Origin of the sequence: Arthrobacter sp. Leaf141 (assembly GCF_001424565.1) — a bacterium.
GTDB lineage: Bacteria > Actinomycetota > Actinomycetes > Actinomycetales > Micrococcaceae > Arthrobacter.
The window spans coordinates 38,275-61,545 of record NZ_LMOL01000018.1; the positions used below are offsets into that span (position 1 = coordinate 38,275).

General features: G+C 66.2%; 18 protein-coding genes. 4 read left to right on the forward strand and 14 right to left on the reverse strand.

The features are described from left to right. Positions 1 to 30: 30 nt before the first annotated feature. From ASF72_RS13950 to ASF72_RS13960, 3 genes are all read right to left on the reverse strand, one after another. Complete coding sequence (locus tag ASF72_RS13950; RefSeq protein WP_082484283.1) at positions 31 to 1,896, reverse strand: DUF4012 domain-containing protein; 1,866 nt, start codon at positions 1,894 to 1,896, stop codon at positions 31 to 33. Positions 1,897 to 1,995: 99 nt separating this feature from the next. Further along, positions 1,996 to 3,192 carry a cation:proton antiporter gene (locus ASF72_RS13955; RefSeq protein ID WP_056599848.1) on the reverse strand — a complete coding sequence of 399 codons (1,197 nt, stop codon included), beginning with the start codon at positions 3,190 to 3,192 and terminating at the stop codon, positions 1,996 to 1,998. 95 nt (positions 3,193 to 3,287) lie between these two features. Continuing rightward, positions 3,288 to 4,382 carry an SDR family oxidoreductase gene (locus ASF72_RS13960; protein ID WP_056599851.1) on the reverse strand — a complete coding sequence of 365 codons (1,095 nt, stop codon included), beginning with the start codon at positions 4,380 to 4,382 and terminating at the stop codon, positions 3,288 to 3,290. 240 nt (positions 4,383 to 4,622) lie between these two features. Here ASF72_RS13960 and ASF72_RS13965 point away from each other — a divergent pair, with 240 nt between their 5' ends. Further along, complete coding sequence (locus ASF72_RS13965) at positions 4,623 to 6,215, forward strand: long-chain-fatty-acid--CoA ligase (protein WP_056599853.1); 1,593 nt, start codon at positions 4,623 to 4,625, stop codon at positions 6,213 to 6,215. On the opposite strand, the gene ASF72_RS13970 is transcribed toward ASF72_RS13965, so the two are convergent. From ASF72_RS13970 to ASF72_RS13995, 6 genes are all read right to left on the reverse strand, one after another. Continuing rightward, positions 6,209 to 7,024 carry an HpcH/HpaI aldolase family protein gene (locus tag ASF72_RS13970; protein WP_200933659.1) on the reverse strand — a complete coding sequence of 272 codons (816 nt, stop codon included), beginning with the start codon at positions 7,022 to 7,024 and terminating at the stop codon, positions 6,209 to 6,211. The genes ASF72_RS13965 and ASF72_RS13970 overlap by 7 nt on opposite strands. Beyond that, the gene (gene hpaH, locus ASF72_RS13975) at positions 7,009 to 7,791 is read right to left on the reverse strand and encodes a 2-oxo-hept-4-ene-1,7-dioate hydratase (RefSeq protein WP_056599905.1); all 783 of its coding nucleotides are present in this window, start codon (positions 7,789 to 7,791) and stop codon (positions 7,009 to 7,011) included. The genes ASF72_RS13970 and hpaH overlap by 16 nt, the downstream gene beginning before the upstream one ends. Positions 7,792 to 7,793: 2 nt before the next feature. Continuing rightward, positions 7,794 to 8,873: a 3,4-dihydroxyphenylacetate 2,3-dioxygenase gene (gene hpaD / locus ASF72_RS13980; protein WP_056599859.1), complete on the reverse strand. Its 1,080-nt coding sequence runs from the start codon at positions 8,871 to 8,873 to the stop codon at positions 7,794 to 7,796. 109 nt (positions 8,874 to 8,982) lie between these two features. After that, positions 8,983 to 10,497 (reverse strand): 5-carboxymethyl-2-hydroxymuconate semialdehyde dehydrogenase, encoded by a 1,515-nt coding sequence (gene hpaE / locus ASF72_RS13985; protein WP_056599862.1) that lies wholly within the window; start codon positions 10,495 to 10,497, stop codon positions 8,983 to 8,985. Positions 10,498 to 10,519: 22 nt separating this feature from the next. Continuing rightward, positions 10,520 to 11,179, reverse strand: coding sequence for a GntR family transcriptional regulator (locus ASF72_RS13990; RefSeq protein WP_050685188.1), 660 nt, complete (start codon positions 11,177 to 11,179; stop codon positions 10,520 to 10,522). Further along, positions 11,172 to 12,653 (reverse strand): fumarylacetoacetate hydrolase family protein, encoded by a 1,482-nt coding sequence (locus ASF72_RS13995; protein ID WP_056599865.1) that lies wholly within the window; start codon positions 12,651 to 12,653, stop codon positions 11,172 to 11,174. Before ASF72_RS13995 ends, ASF72_RS13990 begins: the two co-directional genes overlap by 8 nt. Positions 12,654 to 12,864: 211 nt before the next feature. On the opposite strand from ASF72_RS13995, the gene ASF72_RS14000 reads away from it, so the two are divergent. Beyond that, positions 12,865 to 14,772 (forward strand): FAD-binding monooxygenase, encoded by a 1,908-nt coding sequence (locus tag ASF72_RS14000; RefSeq protein ID WP_056599868.1) that lies wholly within the window; start codon positions 12,865 to 12,867, stop codon positions 14,770 to 14,772. 10 nt (positions 14,773 to 14,782) lie between these two features. Here the strand turns inward: ASF72_RS14000 and ASF72_RS14005 are convergent, their stop codons facing one another. Next, positions 14,783 to 16,009, reverse strand: a complete 1,227-nt coding sequence (locus tag ASF72_RS14005; protein WP_050685185.1) for a S8 family peptidase — start codon at positions 16,007 to 16,009, stop codon at positions 14,783 to 14,785. Between the two features lie 312 nt (positions 16,010 to 16,321). Here ASF72_RS14005 and ASF72_RS14010 point away from each other — a divergent pair, with 312 nt between their 5' ends. After that, positions 16,322 to 17,404, forward strand: coding sequence for a hypothetical protein (locus tag ASF72_RS14010; RefSeq protein WP_056599871.1), 1,083 nt, complete (start codon positions 16,322 to 16,324; stop codon positions 17,402 to 17,404). Positions 17,405 to 17,499: 95 nt separating this feature from the next. Here the strand turns inward: ASF72_RS14010 and ASF72_RS14015 are convergent, their stop codons facing one another. Genes ASF72_RS14015 through ASF72_RS14030 form a run of 4 tightly spaced genes read right to left on the reverse strand, consistent with a single transcriptional unit; the run spans position 17,500 to position 22,002 of the window. Continuing rightward, on the reverse strand, positions 17,500 to 19,620 hold the full coding sequence (locus ASF72_RS14015; protein ID WP_056599874.1) for a C1 family peptidase: 2,121 nt from the start codon (positions 19,618 to 19,620) through the stop codon (positions 17,500 to 17,502). A 32-nt stretch (positions 19,621 to 19,652) separates the two neighbouring features. After that, positions 19,653 to 19,988: a hypothetical protein gene (locus ASF72_RS14020; protein WP_056599875.1), complete on the reverse strand. Its 336-nt coding sequence runs from the start codon at positions 19,986 to 19,988 to the stop codon at positions 19,653 to 19,655. Between the two features lie 17 nt (positions 19,989 to 20,005). Then, the gene (locus tag ASF72_RS14025) at positions 20,006 to 20,218 is read right to left on the reverse strand and encodes a hypothetical protein (protein ID WP_056599878.1); all 213 of its coding nucleotides are present in this window, start codon (positions 20,216 to 20,218) and stop codon (positions 20,006 to 20,008) included. Between the two features lie 32 nt (positions 20,219 to 20,250). Then, on the reverse strand, positions 20,251 to 22,002 hold the full coding sequence (locus ASF72_RS14030) for a M6 family metalloprotease domain-containing protein (RefSeq protein WP_050685180.1): 1,752 nt from the start codon (positions 22,000 to 22,002) through the stop codon (positions 20,251 to 20,253). A 313-nt stretch (positions 22,003 to 22,315) separates the two neighbouring features. On the opposite strand from ASF72_RS14030, the gene ASF72_RS14035 reads away from it, so the two are divergent. After that, entirely contained in the window at positions 22,316 to 23,212 is an 897-nt protein-coding gene (locus ASF72_RS14035; protein WP_050685179.1) for a hypothetical protein, read from the forward strand. The last annotated feature ends 59 nt before the right edge of the window (positions 23,213 to 23,271 follow it).

The following is a 23,271-nucleotide window of genomic DNA, read 5'->3' on the forward strand; positions in this document are numbered from 1 at the left end:
GACACCCAAGGCCGCGCCGGCTGCGTCAGCTCAGCCGCACGGCGAATCGAGCGGGGGGAGCAGCACGTCATCGGCGCGCTGGATGGTGGGGGTAACAGCGAGTTCGGGTTCGGTGTCCTGAAGAATTTTTCCGAAGCTGAAATCGATGGTTTTGCTTTCCCCTGGCTTGAGGACGATCGTATGGACCGCCACGGGACGGCCCTGGTGCAGGTGTGGCGACAGGTCCACCGCCCGGCCGTCCTCGGTGACCGCCTCCACGTTCGCCTGCAGCGGACCGTAGGCCACAACATTCGTCCGGACTGAACCCGGTTCCACAGTGCGCCCGCCTCCGGTGACGTAGGCAGGCAGTGAGGTTGCTGCGTCCACGGGAGCGGTGTTGGTGCTTTTGACCCGCACGGTGGTTTGTTCGAAGCCCCCCCTGGGACAGGCTTTGACCAGCTGGACGGTGCGCCGCACGTAGTAGTCCATTTTGGCGCCGGTGTCATCGTTGAGGTAGATGCCGAACTGCGCGGGCGCAAGGCTGGGGCCGGAGATCGATCCGCCGAGGTCGTACCTGCCCAGGACATCCTGTTCGCCCGTTGCCGCGGACCACACCCGGACCCGGCCTTCGGCTGTACCCTGGGTCAGCGCGGTCATGAGCCCGGCGGCTTCCGGCTTGCCGCTGGACAGCGCGCCGAAGATCTGCCGGGCGGCTCCCGCGAAGTACTCGTCCTGGCTTTTGGGCTGCGCTATTTTGGCGTAAACGTCCGAGAGCAGGGTGGGGACCACGTTTTGTTCGGTCAGCTCGGTTGGCAGGCCAACGGCGGCCGCCGCCACCAGTTCCAGGCCCGTGAATTTGACCGGGCCGGTCGCTGCGAGGATGTAGCTCAGGGCCACGGGATCGATGGAGATGACACCGTCCACCCCCTGCCCGGTTTTCCGTTCCCACATGGCCCTGGCCGTTGCGGCGGCGGAGGGGAAATCAGGCGTCAGGTTTACATCCTGCATGGCGGTGCCCAGCCGGGCCGTGTACAGGGCCAGCTGCTCCGGGTCGCTCCCGAGGGCCGGGGTCATGGTGCCGAGGTCCGCGGCGCTCCGTTGGGCGGACAGGGTCAGTTTTCCCCGGTCCAGGGTAATGACGGCCAAAGCGCCGGGGATTCCGCCTGATGCGCGGGATTCAGCGTTGTTTTGGATCATCAGGAGATAGTTGCGCGGTGCGTCCGCGCCCAGCATCGCCGGGGCCACCCTGGCTGCGTCGGCGGCTGCACTGAGGGCTCCGGTGACCTCCCGGAGTTGCCCGCGCGCCAGGTTCAGCTGATCGGCCACCTGCGGCCATACCCTTCGGTCATCAATGGCTGCGAGCCGGTCCGAGGAAGCCCGCACGGCGTCGGCGGCCGCAGCCACACTGGGTGCAGCGGCTTTCATGGGTTCCAGGTCGGTGCCGGATTCACGCGGGACCAGGGTGTCCCAATCCAGGGACGCCAGGACGTTAATCAGGGGCAGGAGCCCCAGCCTGGTGATTTCGTCGGCGGACCGCGCCACTTCCGTGACGGTGCTGAAGTTCGGTCCAGCCCAGGGGAGGCCGGACGCGGCCTCCCAGAGCGGGTCATGGGCGGCCCTGCTGGCCGCTGCAGTATGCAGCCGGATGCTTTCCGCCGTTCCCCGGGCGCCCGCAATGTCCGTTCCGGCCACCTGTTGCCGCATTTCAGGCATCAGCCGCGCGACGGCCTTCAGATCGGTTTCGATGGACGACGCCAGGTCTGCCACCCGGATCCAGGCGGCCAGGACCAGGATGAGCAACGCGGCCGCTGCGAGGATGAGCCACGTGCGGGGCGGGATCCGCCTGATGTGCGCACGGGCCCGGTGCCGCTCGCCAAGATGCCGGTGATGTAAGGGTTCCTGCGCTTCGGTGCTCATTGTCCAGCGGACCTGGCCCTTCGTCTTGCGGCGTCGCGGAGTCCCCCTTGGTGGATGACTCTAACGTGCTGACAGCGCGGCGTGTCAATGCTCAGGCCCCTAATTACTTTTGCGGGACCGGCGTTCCGGGGTCGCCCGTTGCTGCTGGCGGAGGGCCAGCAGCGGGAATGCAAGGATCGAGAGCATGCCGGCACCAACCAGCGCCGAAGCCATTCCACTGGTTATCAGGCCCTGGTCTTTCCCGATCGCGGTGACGGCGACAATGATCGGCAGTCCCGTTGCGCCGAACAGCATGATGGCCCGCTTGTCCGCGAAAGTGGAATGGGCGGGAGCGGCCAGCAGCGCCGGAAACCCGCGGATCACCAGCAGCAGGAGCAGAAACAGGGGGACCAGTGCCAGGGCAGCGGGGCTCCCGGTGAGTGCACCCAGGTCAAAATCGATGCCCGTATCGATGAAAAATACCGGCACCAGGAAGCCGAACGCAATCGCGTCGGTTTTGGCCTCGATGACTGTCCTGTCCTTTTCCGGCGCCCGCGCCATGGCAACCTTCCACAGGACACCGGCCGCGAAGGCTCCCAGCAGCATGTCCAGGCCCAGCACCATGCTCAGCACCACCAGGACGGTGAGGATGAACATGATGGCGCGGACGGCGAACTGGCCGCTGGTGTGAAGGGTCCTGGTGACCTGGGAATGGAGCAGCGTGTGCCTGGACCGGGACGCCAGGACAATGGCCAGGCCCGTCAGGAGGACAAAGCCCAGCAGCACGGCGGTTGCCGGGCCCAGCTGCCGGCCGCTGAAGAACACGGAGATGGCGATCAGCGGGCCGAACTCACCCGCCGCGCCGAGTGCGGTCACTGCTACGCCGAGTGGCGACCGGGACCGGCCCTCGTCGCGGAGGATGGGCAGCAGGGCGCCCAGGGCCGTGGAGGACAACGCCACGCCGATGATCACTGCCGCGCCCGCTGCCGGGACAAGGATGAAACCGGCGGCGATTCCAAGGGCCAGCGAGATGATCCACCCGGTGGCCGCGCGGTTGGCCGGCCTGCCGCGGATCAGCGCGAAATCGATCTCGTTGCCCGCAACAAAGAAGAGCATGGCCAACCCGAAGTCCGCCAGCGTGTCGGTGAACGCCGTGGATTGGATCCACCCCAGCAGGCTGGGACCCAGCAGGATGCCGAGGACAATTTCGAAGACCACAATGGGCACCTTGACTACCCGCTCAAGGAACCGGGCGGCCAGGGGTGCCAGGATGGCCAGCAAGGCGATCAGCACCAATGACGTGGAAAGGCCCTGCATCAGCGGCACCTCCGGCACCTTGGCTGCCCAGCGGAAGAAAGTAGTCCAAAGCTACCGCCGCCTGGTCCGGCGGCGCTACTGGTGTGGACGCCGGATCAGGGAATGATGCCGTCGCCGCGGTATCGGTCAAACAGCCTCCGGAAGGAATCATCAGTCCGGCGGTAGCCCTTGAAGCCTGCCTGCCGGCTCTTGCCCATGTCCGCGAGGACTTCCATGGTGCGTCCCAGGTCAGCGTCCGTATGCCACCACGAAGCGACCCTGCCCAGGTCGGATTCGACCAGTCCGTGGTTGGCTGCGATCCTCGACCACTCTTTTTCCATGCCCCGCATCTGCTCTTCGAGCGGCCGTGGGGCGTCCTTGAAGCCTTCGGCTGTGACGCCGAAGCAGGCCGCCAGCTTTGGCCACATCCAGCGCCACCGGAACACGTCCCCGTTCACCACGTTGTAGGCCTCGTTGCCTGCCTGCTCCGTCGTGGCTGCCCAGACCATATGTTCCGCCAGCAGGTCCCCGTCGGTCATGTCGGTGAGGCTGTTCCACTGGGTTTCCGAGCCGGGGAAGATGAACGGTTGGCCCAGTTCCTTGCACAGGGTTGCCTGCGCCGCCAACGTGAGGCCCATGTTCATGGCGTTACCCACGGCGTGGCCGATCACCGTGTGCGAACGGTGCACGGACCAGCGGAACCCCTGCCGCGCTGCTGCCGCCCACAACTCATCTTCCTGGGCGTAGTAGAAATTCGGAACCGGCAGCCGGGGTTCCTCCTCGCGGAACGGTGTATCCGGAACCGGTCCCGCACCGTAGGACTCGAAAGGCCCAAGGTAGTGCTTCAGCCCGGTCATCAGGGCTACGTGCTCCACCGGGGCATGGGCCAGGGCCCGGAGCAGGTTGCGGAGCATCGCGGCGTTGACGCGGATGTTCTCCTCTTCCGAATCCTGCCTGGCCCATGCCGTAAAGAAGACGTGCGTGGGTTCGGCCCCGGCCAGTGCCCCGGCAAGGCTGGCCGGTGACATCAGGTCCGCGGCGATGTGCCTCGCGGTTGAGCCGGCGACCGGGGTCCGTGAGAGTGCCAGGACCGTCCAGCCGCCCTCCCGCTCCAACTGCTCAATGATGGCCGAGCCGGCGATTCCGCTGGCCCCCACCACCAGTGCTGTCCGGGTGGGCGTGTCCGTTGGGCGGGTGTCCGGAGTAGTCATTGGGGTTCCTGGCTGTCGTTGGGTTGCGCCGGTCCGGTCTTTGGTGGGACCTGGCGCCGGCGGTGGGCGCTTTGTGGGGCGCCCGTCCGATTCTCTCCCATCCGGCGGCCGCGGTGGGGGATGCCGTGCCCAGGGCTGGCGCGGGCACTATGCTGTGCACAACAGCGTCCTGACCGGCTCCCCGGGTCCGGCCTGCACGGACACCCGAACTCCAGCACCAGCTGCACGAAGGAAGTTGCCATGGGAACAGAACAAGCCAACGACGGCTTCGGTACCATCTCCGTCGCCGCCATCCTTGCCGAGTCAGCTGCCCGCAGGGCCGACGCAGTCGCATTGATCGTGGGTGACGAAAGTGTTACCTATGCCGCTCTCTGGGACCAGGCCAAGGCCTACGCCGGGGCACTGCGGGACCGCGGCGTGGGCCCGGGCGTGCCCGTGGCCATCCTGGTCCCCAACGTGGCCGACTTTGCCCGCGTTTACTTCGCGGTCCTGGCCCTGGGCGGCATCGTGGTGCCTGTCCATGCGCTGCTGAAGGCACGGGAAATCGAGTACGTGATCCGGGACAGCGGCGCGGAGCTGCTGGTCTGCGCGGCGCCGCTGCTGCCGGAAGGCGAACCGGGCGCCCGGGCCGCGGGAACCCCGGTCCTGACCGTCCTGGCGGCCGAGGCAACGGACGGACTGCCACGCCTCGAAGACGCGGCGGCGGATACCGAACCTATCCGGACGTACGTGCCGCGCCGGCCGGAGGACACGGCAACCATCCTGTACACCTCGGGCACCACCGGGAAGCCAAAGGGGGCGCTGGGAACGCATTTTGCGCTTGTGGAGCAGGTGAACGTGCTGCTCACCAGTACATTCGACCTCCGCGCCGGAGACAAAATATTCGGCGGGCTTCCGCTGTTCCACACGTTCGGCCAGACGTGTGTGCTCAACGCCGGCCTGCGCGCCGGGGCCACCGTGGTGATGCTGCCGAGGTTCACCGGCGCGGCAGCGTTGGACCTGGTGCGCCGCCACAACATTGACATCTTCTTCGGCGTCCCCACGATGTACATGGCCCTCCTGGAAGCGATCAGGGCCAGTCCGGGCCGCCCCGAGGGACTGAGGTATGGCATCTCGGGTGGCTCCTCCCTTCCCGTGGCCGTGATCGATCGCTTCCGCGAACTTTTCGGCGTGGAGATCTACGAGGGCTACGGGCTGACGGAGACGTCCCCGGTGGCGAGTTTCAACCATGTGGGCACCACACCGCGTCCCGGAACCATCGGTACTGCAATCTGGGGAGTGGAGGTGGCCATTGCCCGGCCGGAGGTGGCCGATGCCATCGAACTGCTTCCGGCAGGTGAGCTGGGCGAACTGGTGGTCCGGGGCCACAACCTGTTCAAGGGGTACCTGAACCGGCCCGATGCCACCGCCGAAGCCCTGGTGGACGGCTGGTTCCGGACGGGGGACCTCGGTACCAAGGACGGGGACGGCTACCTGCGCATCATGGACCGCAAGGGCGACATGATCATCCGGAACGGCTACAACGTCTACCCGCGGGAGGTCGAGGAGGTCCTCAGCCAGCATCCGGACGTGGCCTCGGTGGCGGTTTTCGGGGTACCGCATGAGGTCCATGGCCAGGAGATCGCCGCGGCTGTGATCGCCGTGCCCGGCAGCACCGTGACGGCGGGGGAACTGGCGGAATTTGCGCAGGCCCGGCTAGCGGCCCACAAGTACCCCCGCCTCATCGAGCTGCGGACCGAGCTGCCCCTGGGCCCCAGCGGGAAAATCCTGAAGCGGACCCTGCAGGCGTCGTTCGGCGACGACGCCGAAGCCTCCCGGACCGGGGGTCAGTAGCTGCCGGGGGTCCCGCCGTCGTCAGTCCGGGCAAATTCCGCCGCCAGCGTCTCGCTGCCCCGGGCCAGGAGGGCGACGTCGGCGCCCACCAGGATGAAGGCGGCCCCAACGTCGAGGTAGTGCCGGGCGGTGGCGGGGTTGAAGGCGTTGACGCCGGCGGGTTTGCCGGCAGCCTTCGCGGCGGCGAGACAGTGTTCGACGGCGGCCATCACCGTGGGGTGTTCCTGCTGTCCGAGAAGTCCCATGGACGCGGCGAGGTCGGAGGGGCCAAGGAAGATGGCGTCCACGCCGTCCACCGCGAGGATTTCCGCGACGGCGTCGACTGCGGCGGCTGATTCGATCTGCACGGTGAGGCTGATGGTGTCGTTGGCCCGGGACAGGTAGTCCGGGACGCGGTTCCAGCGGGCGGCCCGGGCCAGGGCGGATCCGACGCCCCGGACGCCGTGGGGCGGGTAGCGGGTGGCCGCGACCGCCGCTTCGGCGTCCTGGACCGAATGGACCATGGGGATCAGCAGGTTCTGCACGCCGAGGTCGAGGTACTGCTTGATGAGTACGGTGTCGTTGACCGGCGGCCGGACCAGCGTGTGGACGGGGTAGCCGTGGATGGCCTGGAGCTGGGCGAGGATGGATTCGAGTCCGTTGGGGCTGTGCTCGGCGTCCACCAGCAGCCAGTCCAGGCCGGAGCCGGCGCAGAGCTCCGCGATGAGCGGGCTGCCGGAGCACACCCACATCCCGGCCAATGGCCTGCCGGCGTTTTCTTTTTGATGGCGCAGGGTGTCCCGGAAGGTGTCTTCTAGTCGAACCGGCATGTGACACTCCCGAGGGGTCCGTAGTCTGCGTGCACCGTATCGCCTTTGGCTACCCAGAGGGGACGGGTGAAGGAGCCTGCCAGGATGATGTCGCCGGCTTTGAGCGTGTCCCCGTGGGCGGCGATTTTGTTGGCGAGCCAGTGCACTCCGTTGGCCGGGTGGTCCAGGACTCCTGCCGCGACTCCCGTTTCTTCGACGGTCTGGTTTTTGTAGACGATGGCGGAGACCCAGCGGAGGTCCACGGCGTCCGGTTTCACCGGGCGCCCGCCCACCACCATGGCTCCCATCGCGGCGTTGTCCGCGATGGTGTCCACGATGGTCCGGCCCTCCATTTCGATCCGGGAGTCCAGGATCTCCAGGGCCGGAACCACGTAGTCGGTAGCGTTCAGGACATCGAAAATGGTGCAGTTCGGGCCCTTGAGCGCTGACTTCAACACAAACGCGAGCTCCACCTCCACCCGCGGGTGCGTGTACTTGTCCCAGGCCACGGAGCAGCCGGTGTCGAGGACCATGTCATCGAAGATGGCGCCGTAATCCGGCTCGGTGATGCCCGTGGCGGCCTGCATGGCCCTGGACGTGAGGCCGATCTTCCGGCCCACCAGGGTGCGGCCGGCTTCCTCGTTCCGCCGCCGCCACAGCTGCTGCACGGCGTAGGAATCGGCCACCGTCATGCCCGGGTAGCGGGCAGTGAGCCGGGGGACCGGCGTCCGGGAGCGGCCGGCCGCCACCAACTCATCCGCGATGGCCTCAATTGTGGATTGGTCCAGGGTCACAGCTGGGCCCCGAGCTTGAACCCTTCGGCGGCGCCGTCGCCGGTGGGCCGGGTGTAGGAGAAGCCGTCAGCCCCGACGGTGACAGCCATTTCGCTTTTTTCCTCCCGGACGATCACCGGTTGCGGGTTCCCGTCCAGGTCCAGGACCAAGGAAGCTTCCGTGTACCAGGAGGGGACCACCGGGTTGCCCCACCAGTCGCGGCGCTGGTTGTCGTGCACGTCCCAGGTGATGGTGGGGTTGTCGGGGTCGCCGGTGTAGTAATCCTGGGTGTAGATCTCGATCCGGTGGTTGTCCGGGTCCAGGATGTAGAGGTAGAAGGCGTTGGAGACGCCGTGCCGGCCGGGGCCGCGTTCGATCCTGTCGCTGATGCGCAGGGCGCCCATCTTGTCGCAGATCTGGATGATGTTGTGCTTTTCGTGGGTGGCGAACGCGACGTGGTGCATCCGGGGCCCGTTGCCGCCGGTCAGGGCGGTGTCGTGGACTGTTTGCTTGCGGTGCATCCACGCGGCGTACGTGACGCCGTCGGAATCCTTGATGTCTTCGGAGACGCGGAAGCCGAGGTCTTCGAGGTAGGCGCGGCCGCGGGGAACGTCCGGGGTGACCTGGTTGAAGTGGTCCAGCCGGACCAGTTCGCCGGCGGAGTAGAGGTCATAGCGCTGGGTGAGGCGTTCGACGTGTTCCACGTCGTAGAAGAACTCGTAGGGGAAGCCCAGCGGGTCCTCTACGCGGACGGAGTCCCCAACGCCTTTGGTGAAGCCTTCCTTGCGGCGCTCAACCCGGCAGCCCAGTTCGCGGTAGTAGGCTTCGGCGGCGTCCACTTCGGCGGCGGACTTGACCCGGTAGGCGAAGGCGGCCACCGCGGCGACGGGGCCCTGGCGGAGCACCAGATTGTGGTGGATGAACTCCTCCAGGGACCGCAGATAGATGGTGCTGCCGTCTTCCTCGGTGACGTGCAGGCCCAGGACATCCACATAGAACTCGCGGGACTTGGCGAGGTCGGTGACCACAATTTCCATGTAGGCGCAGCGGACAATGTCCGGAGCCGGGGCGGTGGGGGTGGGAACAAAATTCGTCATGGTGCGCTCTCTTCGTTGAAAGGGTCTCGAGGCCCAACTAGGTCGCAGTTGTTGTCGTTTTGGGGGCCCATAACGACAACAACTGCGAGTCAGTTGGGCGGGGTGGTGCTTATGCGCCGAACTTGGGGGTGTGTACCGCGCCGAGGCTGATGTGGACCGCCTGCTGGTCGGTGTAGAAGTCGATGGAGCGGTAGCCGCCTTCATGGCCCAGCCCGGAGGACTTGACGCCACCGAACGGGGTGCGGAGGTCCCGGACGTTGTGGCTGTTGAGCCACACCATGCCGGCTTCAACGTTCTGGGAGAACGTGTGCGCCCGGGTCAGGTTCTGGGTCCAGATGTACGCGGCCAACCCGTACTTGGTGTTGTTGGCCAGGGCGAGTGCTTCGTAGTCGTCCTCAAACGGCGTAATGGCAACAACGGGGCCGAAGATTTCCTCCTGGAAGATCCGGGCGCCGGGCCCGACGTCGGCAAACACCGTGGGTGCGATGTAGTTGCCTTCGGGGAGGTGGTCGGGGCGGCCGCCGCCGGCCAGGAGCCGGCCCTCGGATTTGCCGATCTCCACGTAGGAAGCCACTTTTGCGTAATGCTCCGGGTGGACCAGTGCGCCCACCTGGGTCCGGGGATCGTGGGGATCGCCCACCACGATGTTCCTGGCCCGGGCGGCGTACTTTTCGCAGAATTCGTCGTAGATGGGTCGTTCCACGAGGATGCGGGAACCGGCGGTACAGCGCTCGCCGTTGAGGGAAAACACCCCGAACAGGGCGGAGTCGATCGCGGCGTCCAGGTCCGCGTCGGCGAACACCACGCAGGGTGACTTGCCGCCGAGCTCCATGGACAGGCCCTTGAGGTGGGTGGCGGCGTTGCGGAAAATGGTCTGGCCGGTGGTGGTTTCACCGGTGAAGGAGATCAGCGGGACGTCCGGATGTTTCACCAGCGCGTCGCCTGCTTCCTCGCCGAGGCCGTTGACCAGGTTGAAGACGCCGTCCGGGAGTCCAGCATCCTTGAAGATCTGCGCCCACAGCGACGCCGAGAGCGGGGTGAACTCAGCCGGTTTAAGGACCACGGTGTTGCCGGTGGCCAGGGCGGGCGCGAGCTTCCAGGACTCCAGCATAAAAGGGGTGTTCCACGGCGTGATCAGGCCGGCCACACCAATGGGCTTGCGGTTCACATAGTTGATCTGGGCACCCGGGACCTTCATGGCGTCATCGAACTGGGCCACAATCAGGTCAGCGAAGAACCGGAAGTTCTCCGCCGCGCGCAGGGCCTGGCCTTTTGCCTGGGTGATGGGCAGGCCGGTGTCAAACGTCTCAAGTTCCGCCAGGCGGGACTCCTGGGCCTCGACGGCGTCGGCGATCCTGTTGAGGATGCGGGCGCGTTCGCGTGGCTTCATCCTGGGCCACGGGCCGTTCACAAAGGCGTCACGGGCGGCGGCCACGGCCAGGTCGATGTCTTCCTTCTGCCCGGCCGCTGCGGTGGCGTAGTTGGTGTTGGACACCGGGTCCAGGACATCGAAGGATGCCCCACCTACGGAATCAACAAACCGGCCATTGATGTAGTGCTGGATGTGGCCGGGCAGGTCCTGGGGGACGTAATGCGTGGCTGTGGTTTGTGCAGGAGTCGTCATCGTTGAGGTCCTTGTCCGTTGGTCAGTGGTTTGTTTGGGCCAGGTAGGCATCAAGGGTGGTGGAGCGGTGCAGGCGCGCGGCCCTCTCGATGGTGTCAGCACCGGCGCCGGATGCAATCAGCTGCAGGAGGGCCTCGTGTTCAGCCACGGAGTCGTGGGCGCGGCCGGGGACGAAGCGGAACGTGGAGGACCGGAGGGAGGCCAGCCGGTTCCAGCCGCGGTGCACCAGGTCCAACAGGTGCGGGTTGGGGCAGGATTCGAACAGGATGCTGTGGAACGTCTGGTTGAGGGCGGTGAACCGTAGGGGATCAAAATGGTCCAGGCAGTCGCGCATCTCCGCGTTGACGGCCCGGGCCCGGTCAATGGCGGCCGGTCCGATCAGCGGGGCTGACAGCGCCGTGGCCGCGCCTTCAACGATGCTCAGCGTCTGCATGGTGTAGAGGTATTCGGTGGGGTCGATGCCGGCAACCGTTGCCCCGACGTTCCGAACAAATGTCACCAGGCCCTCTGCTTCAAGCCTGCGGATGGCCTCGCGGACAGGAACCACACTGACGCCCAGGTCTTCGGCGATCTTGGCCAGCACCAGGCGGTAGCCGGGGGAATAGGTGCCGTCCACGATCCGGGCTTTGACGGCCTGGTAGGCCTGTTCGGATTTGCTGGCCGTGGCCACGCCGTCAGGCATGGGGCGCGCCCGCTTCCCGTTCCTCGAAGCGGGACTGCCAGGCGGCGTTCATCGGGTAGAGCCCGTCAACGCTGTGTCCCTGCCCCACCATCTCGAAAATAAAGGCTTCCTCCCGTTCCTGCCGGATGCAGTCGTCCGCGAGCTCCGCGGCGATGGCAGGCGGGATCACCAGGATGCCGTCCGCGTCCGCCACAATGATGTCGCCGGGCTGGACGGTGGCGCCGCCGCAGGCGATCGTGATGTCCGTATCCCAGGGGACGTGCCGCCTGCCCAGGACTGCCGGGTGCGGGTTGGCGAAGTAGGTGGGCATCTCCAGGCCGGCCACGGCTGTAAAGTCGCGGACGCCGCCGTCGGTAATGATCGCGGCCGCGCCCCGCACCTGGGCGCGGAGGGCCAGGATATCGCCGACGGTGCCGGTGCCCTTTTCGCCGCGGGCTTCCATCACGAGGATCTCGCCTTCGTTCACGGAGTCGATGGCCTGCTTCTGGGCGTTGAACCCGCCGCCGTGGGCCTTGAAGAGGTCCTCGCGGTTGGGCACAAAACGGAGGGTCCGGGCCAGGCCCACCACCTTGCGGTCCGGGCGGGTGGCCTGGAGCCCGTCAATGCTCACGTTGTTGAGCCCGCGTTTGCGCAGCTGCGAGGACAGGGTGGCGGTGGCCACCTGTTCCAGCTTCGCCTTCAATCCCGGGGTCAATACGGTTGCCGGAGCCGGGATTCCGGCCGCTTCGCGGGAACCATACGCTTCCTCGCGCTGCCGGTCGTCGGTTTTTGGCCCCGCACCAAAGTCGGCGAACGGCTCAGTGCCTTCCACAACGCGGGTGGCCAGCCGGCCGGTGGTGAGGGCGACGCCGGCAGCACCCGCCGCCGTCGTACTGACCTCAACCTCGAGGACGTCCCCCGGTACGGCGACGGAGGCGCCGGCAGGCGTGCCGGTGAGGATGATGTCGCCCGCCTCAAGGGTCAGCAGCTGGGACAGGTCCGCCACAAGCCGGGCGAAAGGGAAGAGCAGATCCTCCGTGGTGTCGTCCTGGACGGGGTTGCCGTTATGCCAGGTGCGGACGCGGAGTCCGGCGGGGTCGACGGCGGCCGCTGGGAGCAGTGCCGGGCCCACGGGGGTGAAGCCGTCCCCGCCTTTGGAACGGAGGTTCGAGCCTTTGTCGGCGTACCGGAGGTCGTAGACACCGAGGTCGTTGCCTGCCGTGACCCATTTGACGTGGCTCCAGGCGTCCTCGAGGCCGACGCGGCGTGCGGGCGTGCCGATGATAAGCGCGATTTCGCCTTCGAAGCCGAGGAGTTCGCAGCCGGCGGGTCGTTCCACGCTGCTGCCGGACAGCGCCAGCGAGCTGGCTGGTTTGAGGAAATATGAGGGCTGGGCGGGGGTCCGGCCCCGCTGGGCCGCGCGGCTGGGGTAGTTGATGTGCACCGCGATGACCTTGCGGGCGCCGGCCAGCGTGTGGTCCGTGACCTGTTCCAAAAGCTGCTCCTCATCGAGTACGAAATCGTATACGAAAGAGTATTGCGCCGGGAGGGGTCGCCGTCAAGGCCTATTTTGCAGTGCTTGAAACCGCCTCGGCGCGTGGCGTACAGTTCTGGAGCAACATAGGATTTTCGATTATGGAATTTCTTGTTCGATTATCGAACAGCCCCGGTTAACCGCCGGCCACACAACGGAGTGAGGAAAGTACATGCAGTTCCACCACCACGGCTACGTTTCCGGTGACCCGCGGATCCAACCAGCGGCGGGCGTGGGCCTCGACCGGCCTGCGGGGCTTCCTGACCACGTGGATGTCCTGATTGTCGGCACCGGCCCGGCGGGAATGCTCGCCGCCGCACAACTTTCGCAGTTCCCGGGCATCACCACCCGCATCGTTGAGCGCAGGACCGGCCGACTGGCAATCGGCCAGGCGGACGGCATCCAGGCGCGGAGCGTGGAAACCTTCCAGGCGTTCGGCTTCGCGGAGCGCATCATCGCCGAGGCCTACCGGATCACGGAGATGGCGTTCTGGAAGCCGGACCCTGCGGACCACTCCCGGATTGTCCGCGCCGCCAGGGCGGTGGACGACGGGATGGGCATCAGCGAATTCCCGCACCTGATCGTCAACCAGGCCAGGGTGCTGGACTACTTCGCCGAGGTCATGGCCTTTTCGCCGGCCCGGATGAGCCCCGACTACGGCTACGAATTCCGTTCGCTGGACGTGGCGGACGACGGCGAGTACCCGGTGAGCGTGACCCTGCTCTGTACGGCCGGCCCGGAGGAGGGGAAGGAGCGCACGGTCCACGCCAAATACGTGGTGGGCGCGGACGGTGCAAGGAGCAAGGTCCGTGAAGCGATCGGCTGCAGCCTGGCCGGCGACCAGGCGAACCATGCCTGGGGCGTGATGGACGTCCTGGCCGTCACCGATTTCCCCGATATCCGCACCAAGTGCGCCATCCAGTCCGGCTCAGGCGGCAGCATCCTGTTGATCCCACGCGAGGGTGGCCACCTGTTCCGGATGTACGTTGACCTGGGCGAGGTGGACCCGGCCACGCACGGCAGCGTCCGGAGCACCACCATCGAGCAGATCATTGCCAAGGCCAACGGGATCCTCCACCCGTATACTCTCGACGTCCGCAACGTTGCGTGGCACAGCGTCTACGAGGTGGGGCACCGGCTCACGGACAGGTTCGACGACGTCCGGCCTGAAGACCTCGGCAGCCGCACCCCCCGCGTATTTATCACCGGGGACGCGTGCCATACCCACAGTGCCAAGGCCGGCCAGGGCATGAACGTGTCCATGCAGGACGGTTTTAACATCGCCTGGAAACTGGGCCACGTCCTGGAGGGTCGCAGCCCGGAAAGCCTCCTGTCCACCTATTCGGCCGAACGCCAGGTGGTGGCCAGGGACCTCATCGACTTCGACAGGAAATGGTCCACCCTGATGGCCAAAAAGCCCGAAGACTTCGAGGACCCGACGGAACTGGAAGATTTCTACGTCAGCACCGCGGAGTTTCCGGCAGGGTTCATGACCCAGTACGCACCGTCCATGCTGGTGGCCGCGCCGGAACACCAGGACCTCGCCACCGGTTTCCCCATCGGCAAGCGCTTCAAGTCCGCGCCCGTGGTCCGCGTCTGCGACACCAACCCCCTGCACCTCGGGCATCACGCCAGGGCGGACGGCCGCTGGCGGATCTATGTCTTCGCGGATGCCGCGACGCCGGGTGCCGACTCACCGTTGGCGGACTTTGCCGCGTGGCTGGAATCCGCAGCCGACTCGCCGCTGGCCGCGACGCCGTCGGGCGCTGACGCCGACGCCTGGTTCGACGTGAAGGTGATCTACCAACTGGCGCACCCTGACATCAACATCTCCGCGGTCCCCGCCGTGTTCAAACCCACGGTGGGGCCATTCCGGCTGACCTACCTGGAGAAGGTCTTCGCTGTGGACCCCCAGGCTGATATTTTCGACCTGCGCGGCATCAGCCGCAGTGGCGCCGTGGTGGTGGTCCGGCCCGACCAGTACGTGGCGGATGTCCTGCCACTCGAGGCGACGGCCCGGCTTGCCGCCTTCTTTGCGCCCCTTCGGCCGGCCCGGCAGGAGTTGGCGGGCCGGGGCTAGCCCGGTACTGCTAGCTGGCGGCCGTGGGGGCCTGCACCAGGCCCGAGCCCACGTCCACCGGATCCGTGCCGGCCTTGAGTGGCTTGAACGTTCCCGAGGCAATGAGTTTGGCCTGCAGCAGGACCGGGCTCAGCGGTCCCTGGGCGAGGAGCCGTTCGGCCCAAAGCGCCGCCACGCCGGCCACATGCGGGGTGGCCATGCTGGTGCCGCTGATGGTGTTGGTTCCCCCGTTCAGCCAGGAACTGAAGACCCCCACGCCGGGGCCGGCAACCGTTGCCATGGTGTTGGAGAACGGTGCGACGGTGAGCCCGCCGGCGCCGTCCGCCAGGGCTGCCACGGACGTGATCCCGTAGGCCGCTGCGGGCGGGGCAACGTTGATTTCATAAGCCGGCTGGCCCAGCCGTTCACTTTCGTTGCCGGCCGCTGCCACCACGATGGTGGTTTGTGCCACCGACGCGCGGGCGTTGAGGAGGTTGGCGATCTGTTCAAAGAGCCGCACGTTGGCGCGGTAGCCTTCGAGGGCGATCGAGGTGGCTGCCGGGATTGAGAGGCCGTTGTTGTTGACGAGTTCGTCCACCCATCCGGGGAAGTCCATGCCCAGCGACATGGAGATCACATTGGCGCCGTTGTCCGCAGCCCACAGCATGGCTGAGGCCAGGATGTCGCTGGTGCCACCGTTGGGGCCGCCCAGGACCTTGCCGATCAATGCCTTCTGGACGCCAGGGGCCACTCCGATCCGCTGGCCGCCGAGGTCACGGCCGAAGATGGTTCCGGCGCAGTGCGTGCCGTGGCCGTTGTCGTCTTCCGCGCTGCCGGCGCCGGTGAAGTCCTTGGTGACCAGGTCCACTCCCGTAAACGCGGGATGGTCGGCATCGATGCCTGTATCAATGACGGAGACCACCACGCCGGCTCCGGTGAAGGGCGAGGTGTCTGCGCCGACGGCCTTGACGCCCCACGTCGCGGCGGCGGCCGTTGCAGCATCGGCGGCGAGAGGTTCGATGAGCTTCATGGGCATCGCCGGAGCAAACCCCAGGACGGTAGGGTCCTTTTGCAGCGCACTGATGGTGGCGCCGGAAGGATACCCGGCCGTTTCCACGCTCATGCCGGCGGCCCGTTCGGCCACGTTCTGGGCCGCGGATTCCAGCCCCCGCGCCCCTGGTCCGTCGAAAGGGTCGCGGGTGGCACGCAGGGCGGGCGCCCGCAGGATAATGATTTTCCGGGACAGTGATTCTGGCATCGTAATCTCCTTTTGCCGCGGCTTCCGGCAGCGGCCAAATGGCGCCCGTTGAGTGGGGCCGTAAATGCAGGGGCCGGCGATAATGGCCGGAGCAAGGAGCGGGATAATTCCCGGACATGGGGCTGCGCAGGTATATCAATGTAAATGCAATAAATATTATCCGGGGGCCACTTTGCTGTCAATGAATTTGCAGCCCACGGGAGCGCGGCGTTATTGCGGCAGTTTCATCGATTCTGGTTTCGGAGTTCCGGTAACGGCCCAGTAACGCTGGCTGGATAAAGTTCGGCCAAATGCCCCGGAAGGGCGGCTGGAATGTCTGAAGCCCAGGAAAAGCAAATACGTGTTGCCAATGGCTGGCAAAGCCAGATTCTCACCAGGATCACGTCCATGGCCGCCCTGGCGGAATGGGTGAAGTCCGCCGGCGGTGTTGCCGGGCAGGAGGCACCGGCGCCACCCGGCGCAGCTGCCCTGGACGAAGGCATCAGCCGGCACCTGAACGCAGCCAGGCGCATTGCCCAGGCCGGCCGGCGAGGTGGTGCGCGGCGGGCAGCGCAGGTGGAGTCCGCGCTGGCAAACCTGCAGGCTGCCGATGAACTGCTCCTCCGGAGGGCCCCGATCGACTACGTCAAAGGCCGCCTGCCGGACATCCACTCGGACGTATGCAAGTACCTTGACGAGCACGATCCGCGCCGGATCCGGGTGGAAACCCTGGTCCGGTTCCGGGCGTCCGGGGATCCGCCCCTGACGGAAGAGCACCGTGAACTGGTGATCGTGGCCGTGGCTGCCGCTCATTCCCACTCACGGCAGGTCTACGCCCAGGCCAGGAGCTTCCAGTCCCTGATCCTGGCCTCTGCTGCAGCCTTGACGCTGTTGGCGCTGCTGCTGGGGCTCTGGGGTGTCAGGTCTCCCACGGACCTTGCGCTGTGTTTCAGCCCGGACCAGAAAATCGTCTGCCCCACCAACGAAACCCGGTTCGAAGCGGCCAATCCGGTCCCGCCGGGCACGGACGTGGACGAGGTGGTCAGTGCCCAGGCCGGTGCAGGCGATATCTTCCTGGTGGAGTTTGTGGGCCTCCTGGCCGCTGCCGTCTCGGGCTCAGCCTCGCTGCGGAAGGTTTCCGGCACCTCGACCCCTTACCACCTGCCGCTGTGGCTGGCGCTGATCAAACTGCCCACGGGTGCCTTGACCGCTGTCCTGGGGCTGATGCTGATGCGGGGTGGTTTTGTTCCCGGCCTGACGGCCCTGGACAATTCACCGCAGATCCTTGCGTGGGCTGTGATTTTTGGTGCCGGCCAGCAGTTGGTCACAGGAATTGTTGACCGGCAGGCGCACAGCGTCCTGAATAATGTCAGTGGAAAACCCCATGGTGAGGCGCAACGCCCGGCTGTTGAATAACGCGATGTGGACGCTTTGTTCGAATTGGCGGCAATTTTCGGGTGCGCTACTCGCTTTCCCGAATGCTTTTCCTTAGGCGGAGAGAACCTCGCCGTTTATTCGGGCGGGTCATCCGCAGTTTGCTGGTGGCCCGTTCGGGTGACGGGGACGGCACCCGCCTGCTGGACATTAACGGTTTGGACGTCGGAGGCGGCTGCTCCCGAAGCGCCGGGACTGTCGAGTGCTGTAAAGGGCCGGAACGTTGTCCTGGTGGTGACGGCAGATGTTCCCAGGATCTGCAGCAGCACCGAGGTCATGGTGAACATGTCCTCGTCCAGTCCGCCGTGGGTGGTGGCGCTGGTCCGTCCGCTCACCGGGTTCTGGCTGGGTGACCAGAAGAACTTCGCAAGGCGGTCCCTGGCCAGTGCGGTGAGGGATGCCGATTCGCTGACGTGGCGCTGCAGCCCCACCAACGGCGTTTCACCGCCGCTTTCCAGTCCTCGGGAAACCAGGTAAAGCAGGGACTTCTGGTAGATGTTCAGGGGACCGGCGCCCACCACATCGTCCAGTTCGGAAGCCTCGCTCAGCCCAAAAGAGGTGAACTTTTCCACCTGATGGGTCTGCAGCGCCGGCATCACCAGCCTTTCGAAGTCATCGATCCGGATGGCAGGTCCCAGCCAGCACAGGGATGCCACCGGTATCTGCTCCGCCTGGAGCCGGGCCAGCATATGGGCCGTGAAGATGGCGCCGGCACTGTGGGCCACCAGATGCACCTCCACGGGCACCGGGGCCACTTCGTCAAGGTAGGCCCGGAGCCTGCTGACCACCAGCGAAGCCCCCGGCAGGTTCTCCATGGCGGCACTGTCCACCGGATTCCAGGAGACGGGACCAGGCAGGTTCCCGGATGACCTGGTGGCGTTTTCCTTCATTTCGGCCCACATCCAGGCGAGCCGGGAGTGCGCGATTTTTTCGACCAGCCGGTCCACCTGTTCCACCAGGTCGAAGCCAAGCCCGCCGAAGGGAATCAGGCCGCCGGTGACGTCCCGGAGGTGGTTAGTGAGGGTTTCGATCGGGCCGCTTTGCCAGGCGAAGCTCACTGGGTAGACCCTGTTGTTCAGCCACCAGTTGAGCTGGGCCTGCGCCACCCGCAGTCCGCCTTCCTCGTCCACGAGTCCGCCGTGCGCGTAGAAAACGATCCGCCGTGGCACCGCGTCGGCGCCGCCGGCAGCGGCCTGCTGCCAGGCTGAATGGCTGGCGGCCATTGCCTGGAAGATCCGGTCAATCTGCCCGCCGGTGCTGATGAAACGCCCGCTGGTGGAGAGCCGCCCTTCGTTGCCCAGGTTAACCACATGGTCCTTGAGCCGTTCCAGGTCAGGTCCGGGCCCCTGCGCGAGGCCGCCTGTGGTCGCTGTGACCACCTTGGTTACGCCATGCAGGTTGAGCACCGACGGAACGCCCGGCCGGGCAACCCAGGCGTCGTAAGCGGAGGTGAGCCAGTCCTCATAGGGCAGGGTGGCAAAGCCGTGGCCGCCCCAGTTCTTTCCCCAGCTGTTCTGCACCAGGAAGCCAACGTCGTTGTATCCGACGATCGAGAAGGCGTGGCCGCCCAGCTGGTCCACTTTGTCGGGCCGGCTGATGCGGTAATAGCTGGTTCCGTCGTCGCGGTGTTCCAGCGTTGGGTTAAGCCAGCCGGAGTGGACCCTGGCGGACGCCGCCACCGCGTTGAGCTCCGTGATGGCCGACTGCATGTCGTCCAGCCGGAAGGCGTTGACCCGGTAAAACGCACCCAGCGGATGTTGCAGGGCCTTTGCGGCCAGGTCCGGGTGCAGGTCGATCTGTGGATCCGCGGCCAGGGATGGCCAGTCCTGTTCCGGGAGCACCCCGTGGTAAAACCAGCCTTTGAGCGCGCCGCGCAGGGAGGAGCCCTCGTCGCCGTCGCCGGCAAACTCGTCGTAGCGGCGTGCCAGGCTGTAGATCATGTAGGGGCTGACCCGGATGGGGTCCGGTCCTGCGGCGAGGACCGTGTTGATCATGGCAGCAACCGCGTGTCCCGTGCAGGAGCTTCCCACTTGGGTCAGGACAAAGTGCTGCCCGGGCCGGGCGTCCATTGCATGGGGCAGCGGTTGCAGTCGCGGGCGGTACTCGAGGTCGCGCTGATCGAAGACATCAGGCACCACATCGGTAAGGAATGTGTGGCCTGAAACCGAAACCAGGCCAGGCCGGGGTGGCAGGGGCACGGACGTTCCCTCCTCGCAATGACAGGCGTGAGCTACTTGGCCTTTGCCCGGCTGCGGCTGCCGCTTTCCGGTGGCAGGTCCACAAGCGGCGACGGCCCCGGCGCTTCGTCGGCTGCCGGTCCGAAGGACCCTGGCGGTGCCGGCGCGGGCGCCTCCGCGTCGCCGGACGAGCCGGACGAGCCGGCAGGCAGCTGGTCCAGGGGGAGCGGAGCGGGTGCCCCGCCCGGATCCTGCGCGTCGGCCGCCGCCGCGCCGGAGGTGCCTGGGCCCCCGATCGAGGCGGGTGCCGGTGCGGCCCCCGCGTCGCCGGCGCCCTTGACGCTGGCCGCCGGGTCCAGGGAGATATTGATCGTGATGTCGTTGGGCATCGGAGTTCCCCCGTCGGCTACAAGTAAACCTGGGTGATGTTTTTGGCTGCGTCCAGCACAACGTAGGCCTGCTTGCCGTTTGCCCTCGCAGTGATGAGCAGCAGATGCACGTTGGTCACGCCGTCGGCGGCGTTGGGCAGGATCTTGTGCCAGGCGCCGTCCACGGCGAGAAGGGCCCAGGCGTTCTGGGCATGGTGGGTGGTGAAAATCTGGTTGATCAGGGTCCACATGGTCGGTTGGTTCCTCTGCGTAGGTGGGCGGGTCAGAGATAGGTCTGGAAGACGGTGGTGGTGTCGGCGTTGACAGTGACTCTCAGGTTTTTGCTGCGTGCCACGGTGAAGACGGCCAGCATGTTGGTGACGCCGTCCGGGGCTCCGGTCTGGATCTTGCGCCAGCCGAGGCCGGAGAGGCTTGCCCAGCCGTTCTGGCCATGGTGGGTGGTGAACACGCTGTCAACCGCCAGGGCGGAGTACCACTGCGCCCCCGTAGCCCTGGTTTTGACGGTCATGGCGGCGCCCACGGCGGAGACCTGCTCAATGTCCAGGCCGGAGGCGGTGCCGTCCCACCAGTTGCTGGCCGGGGTTGTTGCAGGGCCGAACGTGGCCGCCGCCCCGCCGTACAGGTCCTCAACGTCGCCGCCGTTGACCCTGCGCTCAAGGTCGAACCGGTTGTCGGCCTGTTCCAGCGAACACTCGTAGTGCTTGGCCGCCGTCATTTGTTCGTTGCTGTTGTTGCCGTTCACGTCGACATGCCAGATGGCCAGGCCGGCGTCGGGAAGCGCCGCGTCCCGGCCGGACTGCTGCCGGTTTTCGATAATGAAGTACTCGGCGGCGTTCCTGGCGTGGATCAGGAAGTCGTTCCTGCCGGCCTCGACGGTGGTAGTGGTACCGGCGGCAAGGGTGGTGACGTTGGAGGACCATCCGGCGGCGTGCTTGAGGTAGGCCTCCACCTGGGTGGGGTTTTTGTCCTGGCCACCGAAGCACATCAGCGAGTAGTGCCCGATGCCGTTTCCCACATTAACGGCGTCGTAATCGTAGAGATCCGGGAAATCGCACACCATGTGCCCGTTCTCGTGGCAGAAGGTCCGCAGGGTCAGCTGGCTGCCGAGATCGGTGATCTGGTAGTCGGAGAACCGGCGGCCGCCGCCCACGGAGTACGTGCTGGCGAGCGCCCATGAGTGGGGCCACAGGCCCTGCGACCAGGCGTTGGACCTGCTCCCGGCGTAGAAGACGCTCAGCGCCTGGATGAAGTTTCCGGAGTCAACGGTGAGGTGCGAGAAGTCGAAACCGCTGGCCACCAGGCTGTCCAGGGCTTCCCGGATCAGTTCCTGCGCGCGGGTGCCATAGGCGACGGCAGGATCCGTGTAGTAGGTGCGTGCGTGGGCTGCCCGGTAGTAGGCGGCCACGTGGTTCCGGTACCGGAGCTTTCCATCAGATACGTCCCGGAAGTAGTCAAAGGCCGACCCGTTGTTCCCGAAGCCGGAGTAGCCGGCCTTGTTGCAGAAGTCATCCACTTCCTGCCGGCTGATGGACTGGGGGAAGTCGGAGAAATCAATGAGCAGGACCAGGCCCAGGTAGTCGCCTGTGGTGCTGCCCGACGGCGGCGCAGCACCAGGCCCGTCCGGCCCGGCTTCCTGCTGCAGTCCCGGCGGCTGCTGCGCGTTGCGGCGCGCCTGTTCTTCCTGCCGCCGCTGCATCCACCGGGGGACGGGCCCCATGGCGCTGCGGGCCTGGCCGGCCCGGATGCGGCTTGCCACGCGGGTGACCCGCAGGTGTTTGGGGATGGCGAGGGTTTCCGGATCCACGGTTCCCACCCGGCTGCCACCGGCAACCAGGGATTCGCCGCCACCTTCCGGTGTTGCATATTCAAAGTAGCCGTCAGCGGCCTGGACCACTGTGTAGCCGTCGAGTGTCTCGAAGACGGCCTCAAACTGGTTTCCCCACCCCCGCAGGGTCACTTCCGAGCCATCAGGATTCCCGAAAGTGAAGACTTCACCCACAAATGGACTTGGCATGTCCAAACCTCTCTCAACAACTCCGCTATGGACGGCCGGATCCTTCGACCCGGTTTACCCTGACCGTCCCAGCGCGGTTGAGCATCGCGCCGTGCGCCAAACTGCAGGCTTTCCGCCGCAGCCGCTGCACGATGCACTTCGCACGGTAGTGGTGCGGCGTTATCGCAGCGTTACCGGGTTTCAGGCCGCCCGCCGGCGCGATCCCTGATAACGGCGCAGTAACACCCGCCTTCATATGGTGGCGGCACCGGTCTCTGGTCCGGGGGGCGCTGCTTGCGGACTGCTCCCCATGGCAATCAACGAAGGATGCACCATGGAAAAGATAACAACCGAGACCGACAGGGTCCTGGAGCAGCTTGTCGCTGCGCGGCGCGAGGAGGTTGTGGGCCTGCAGAAGACCCAGGCCGACCGGCTGCAGCAGATTGAGCGGACCGGGCAGCAGCGGCTGTCGGATCTGCGCGAAAGCCTGCCCAAGGACATCGCGGCCGTCCTGCAGAACCAGGACACTTACAACGAGGACCAAACGGCCCAGACGGAAAAGCTGGCCGGCGACATGCGCCGGGAGATGGCGGAGGCCGAACCGCTGGCCACCGGCACGGGACTGCATCCGGGCGCCGGGCAGGGGAGCCTGGGTGCAGGGGCTGCGGCCGTGGGATGGCTGACGCCGTACTACGCCACCCTCCACGGATCAGACGGAACCGTGTACTGGCAGGGCTACAACCCGGGGCAGCTCGACACCTGGCTGTCGGCCAGTGGGTCCGGTTCCGGCCTGTTTGGAACGGGGGCGGGATCGTTCACTGTCTACATTGACTGGTGGTTCACGTTCCGTGCACCGGAAAACCGCAACTACGCCCACACCATCTACATCCCGTTCAACGGCTTCCACATTGTCCGCTCTGACGACGGCTTCTGGGACTCCAAGGAGGCAAAAGTCAGGATCGACCTGTCCGCCGTCGGCTACCAATACAACTACAAGGCTACCGGCTCCACCAACGTGCTGGATATCTCCGATGACAACATCAACGTCAACGACCGGTTCGACGGCTGGCGGACCATGTACTACTCGGACCTGCTCGGCGCGGACCAGGCCTACCTGCGTGCCAGCGCGTCCCTGTACGTTTATGCACGCGGCGGCGGCTCCCACGCCCAGCTGAACTTCAGCGACGGGAACGCCAACTACCTGGGCGTGCCGTGGGTTTACGTCACGTGATGAGCGGCCGGCTCCGGCGCTGATGGCCTGTTCCGTAACGGGCGGTGGACCGGCGGCCG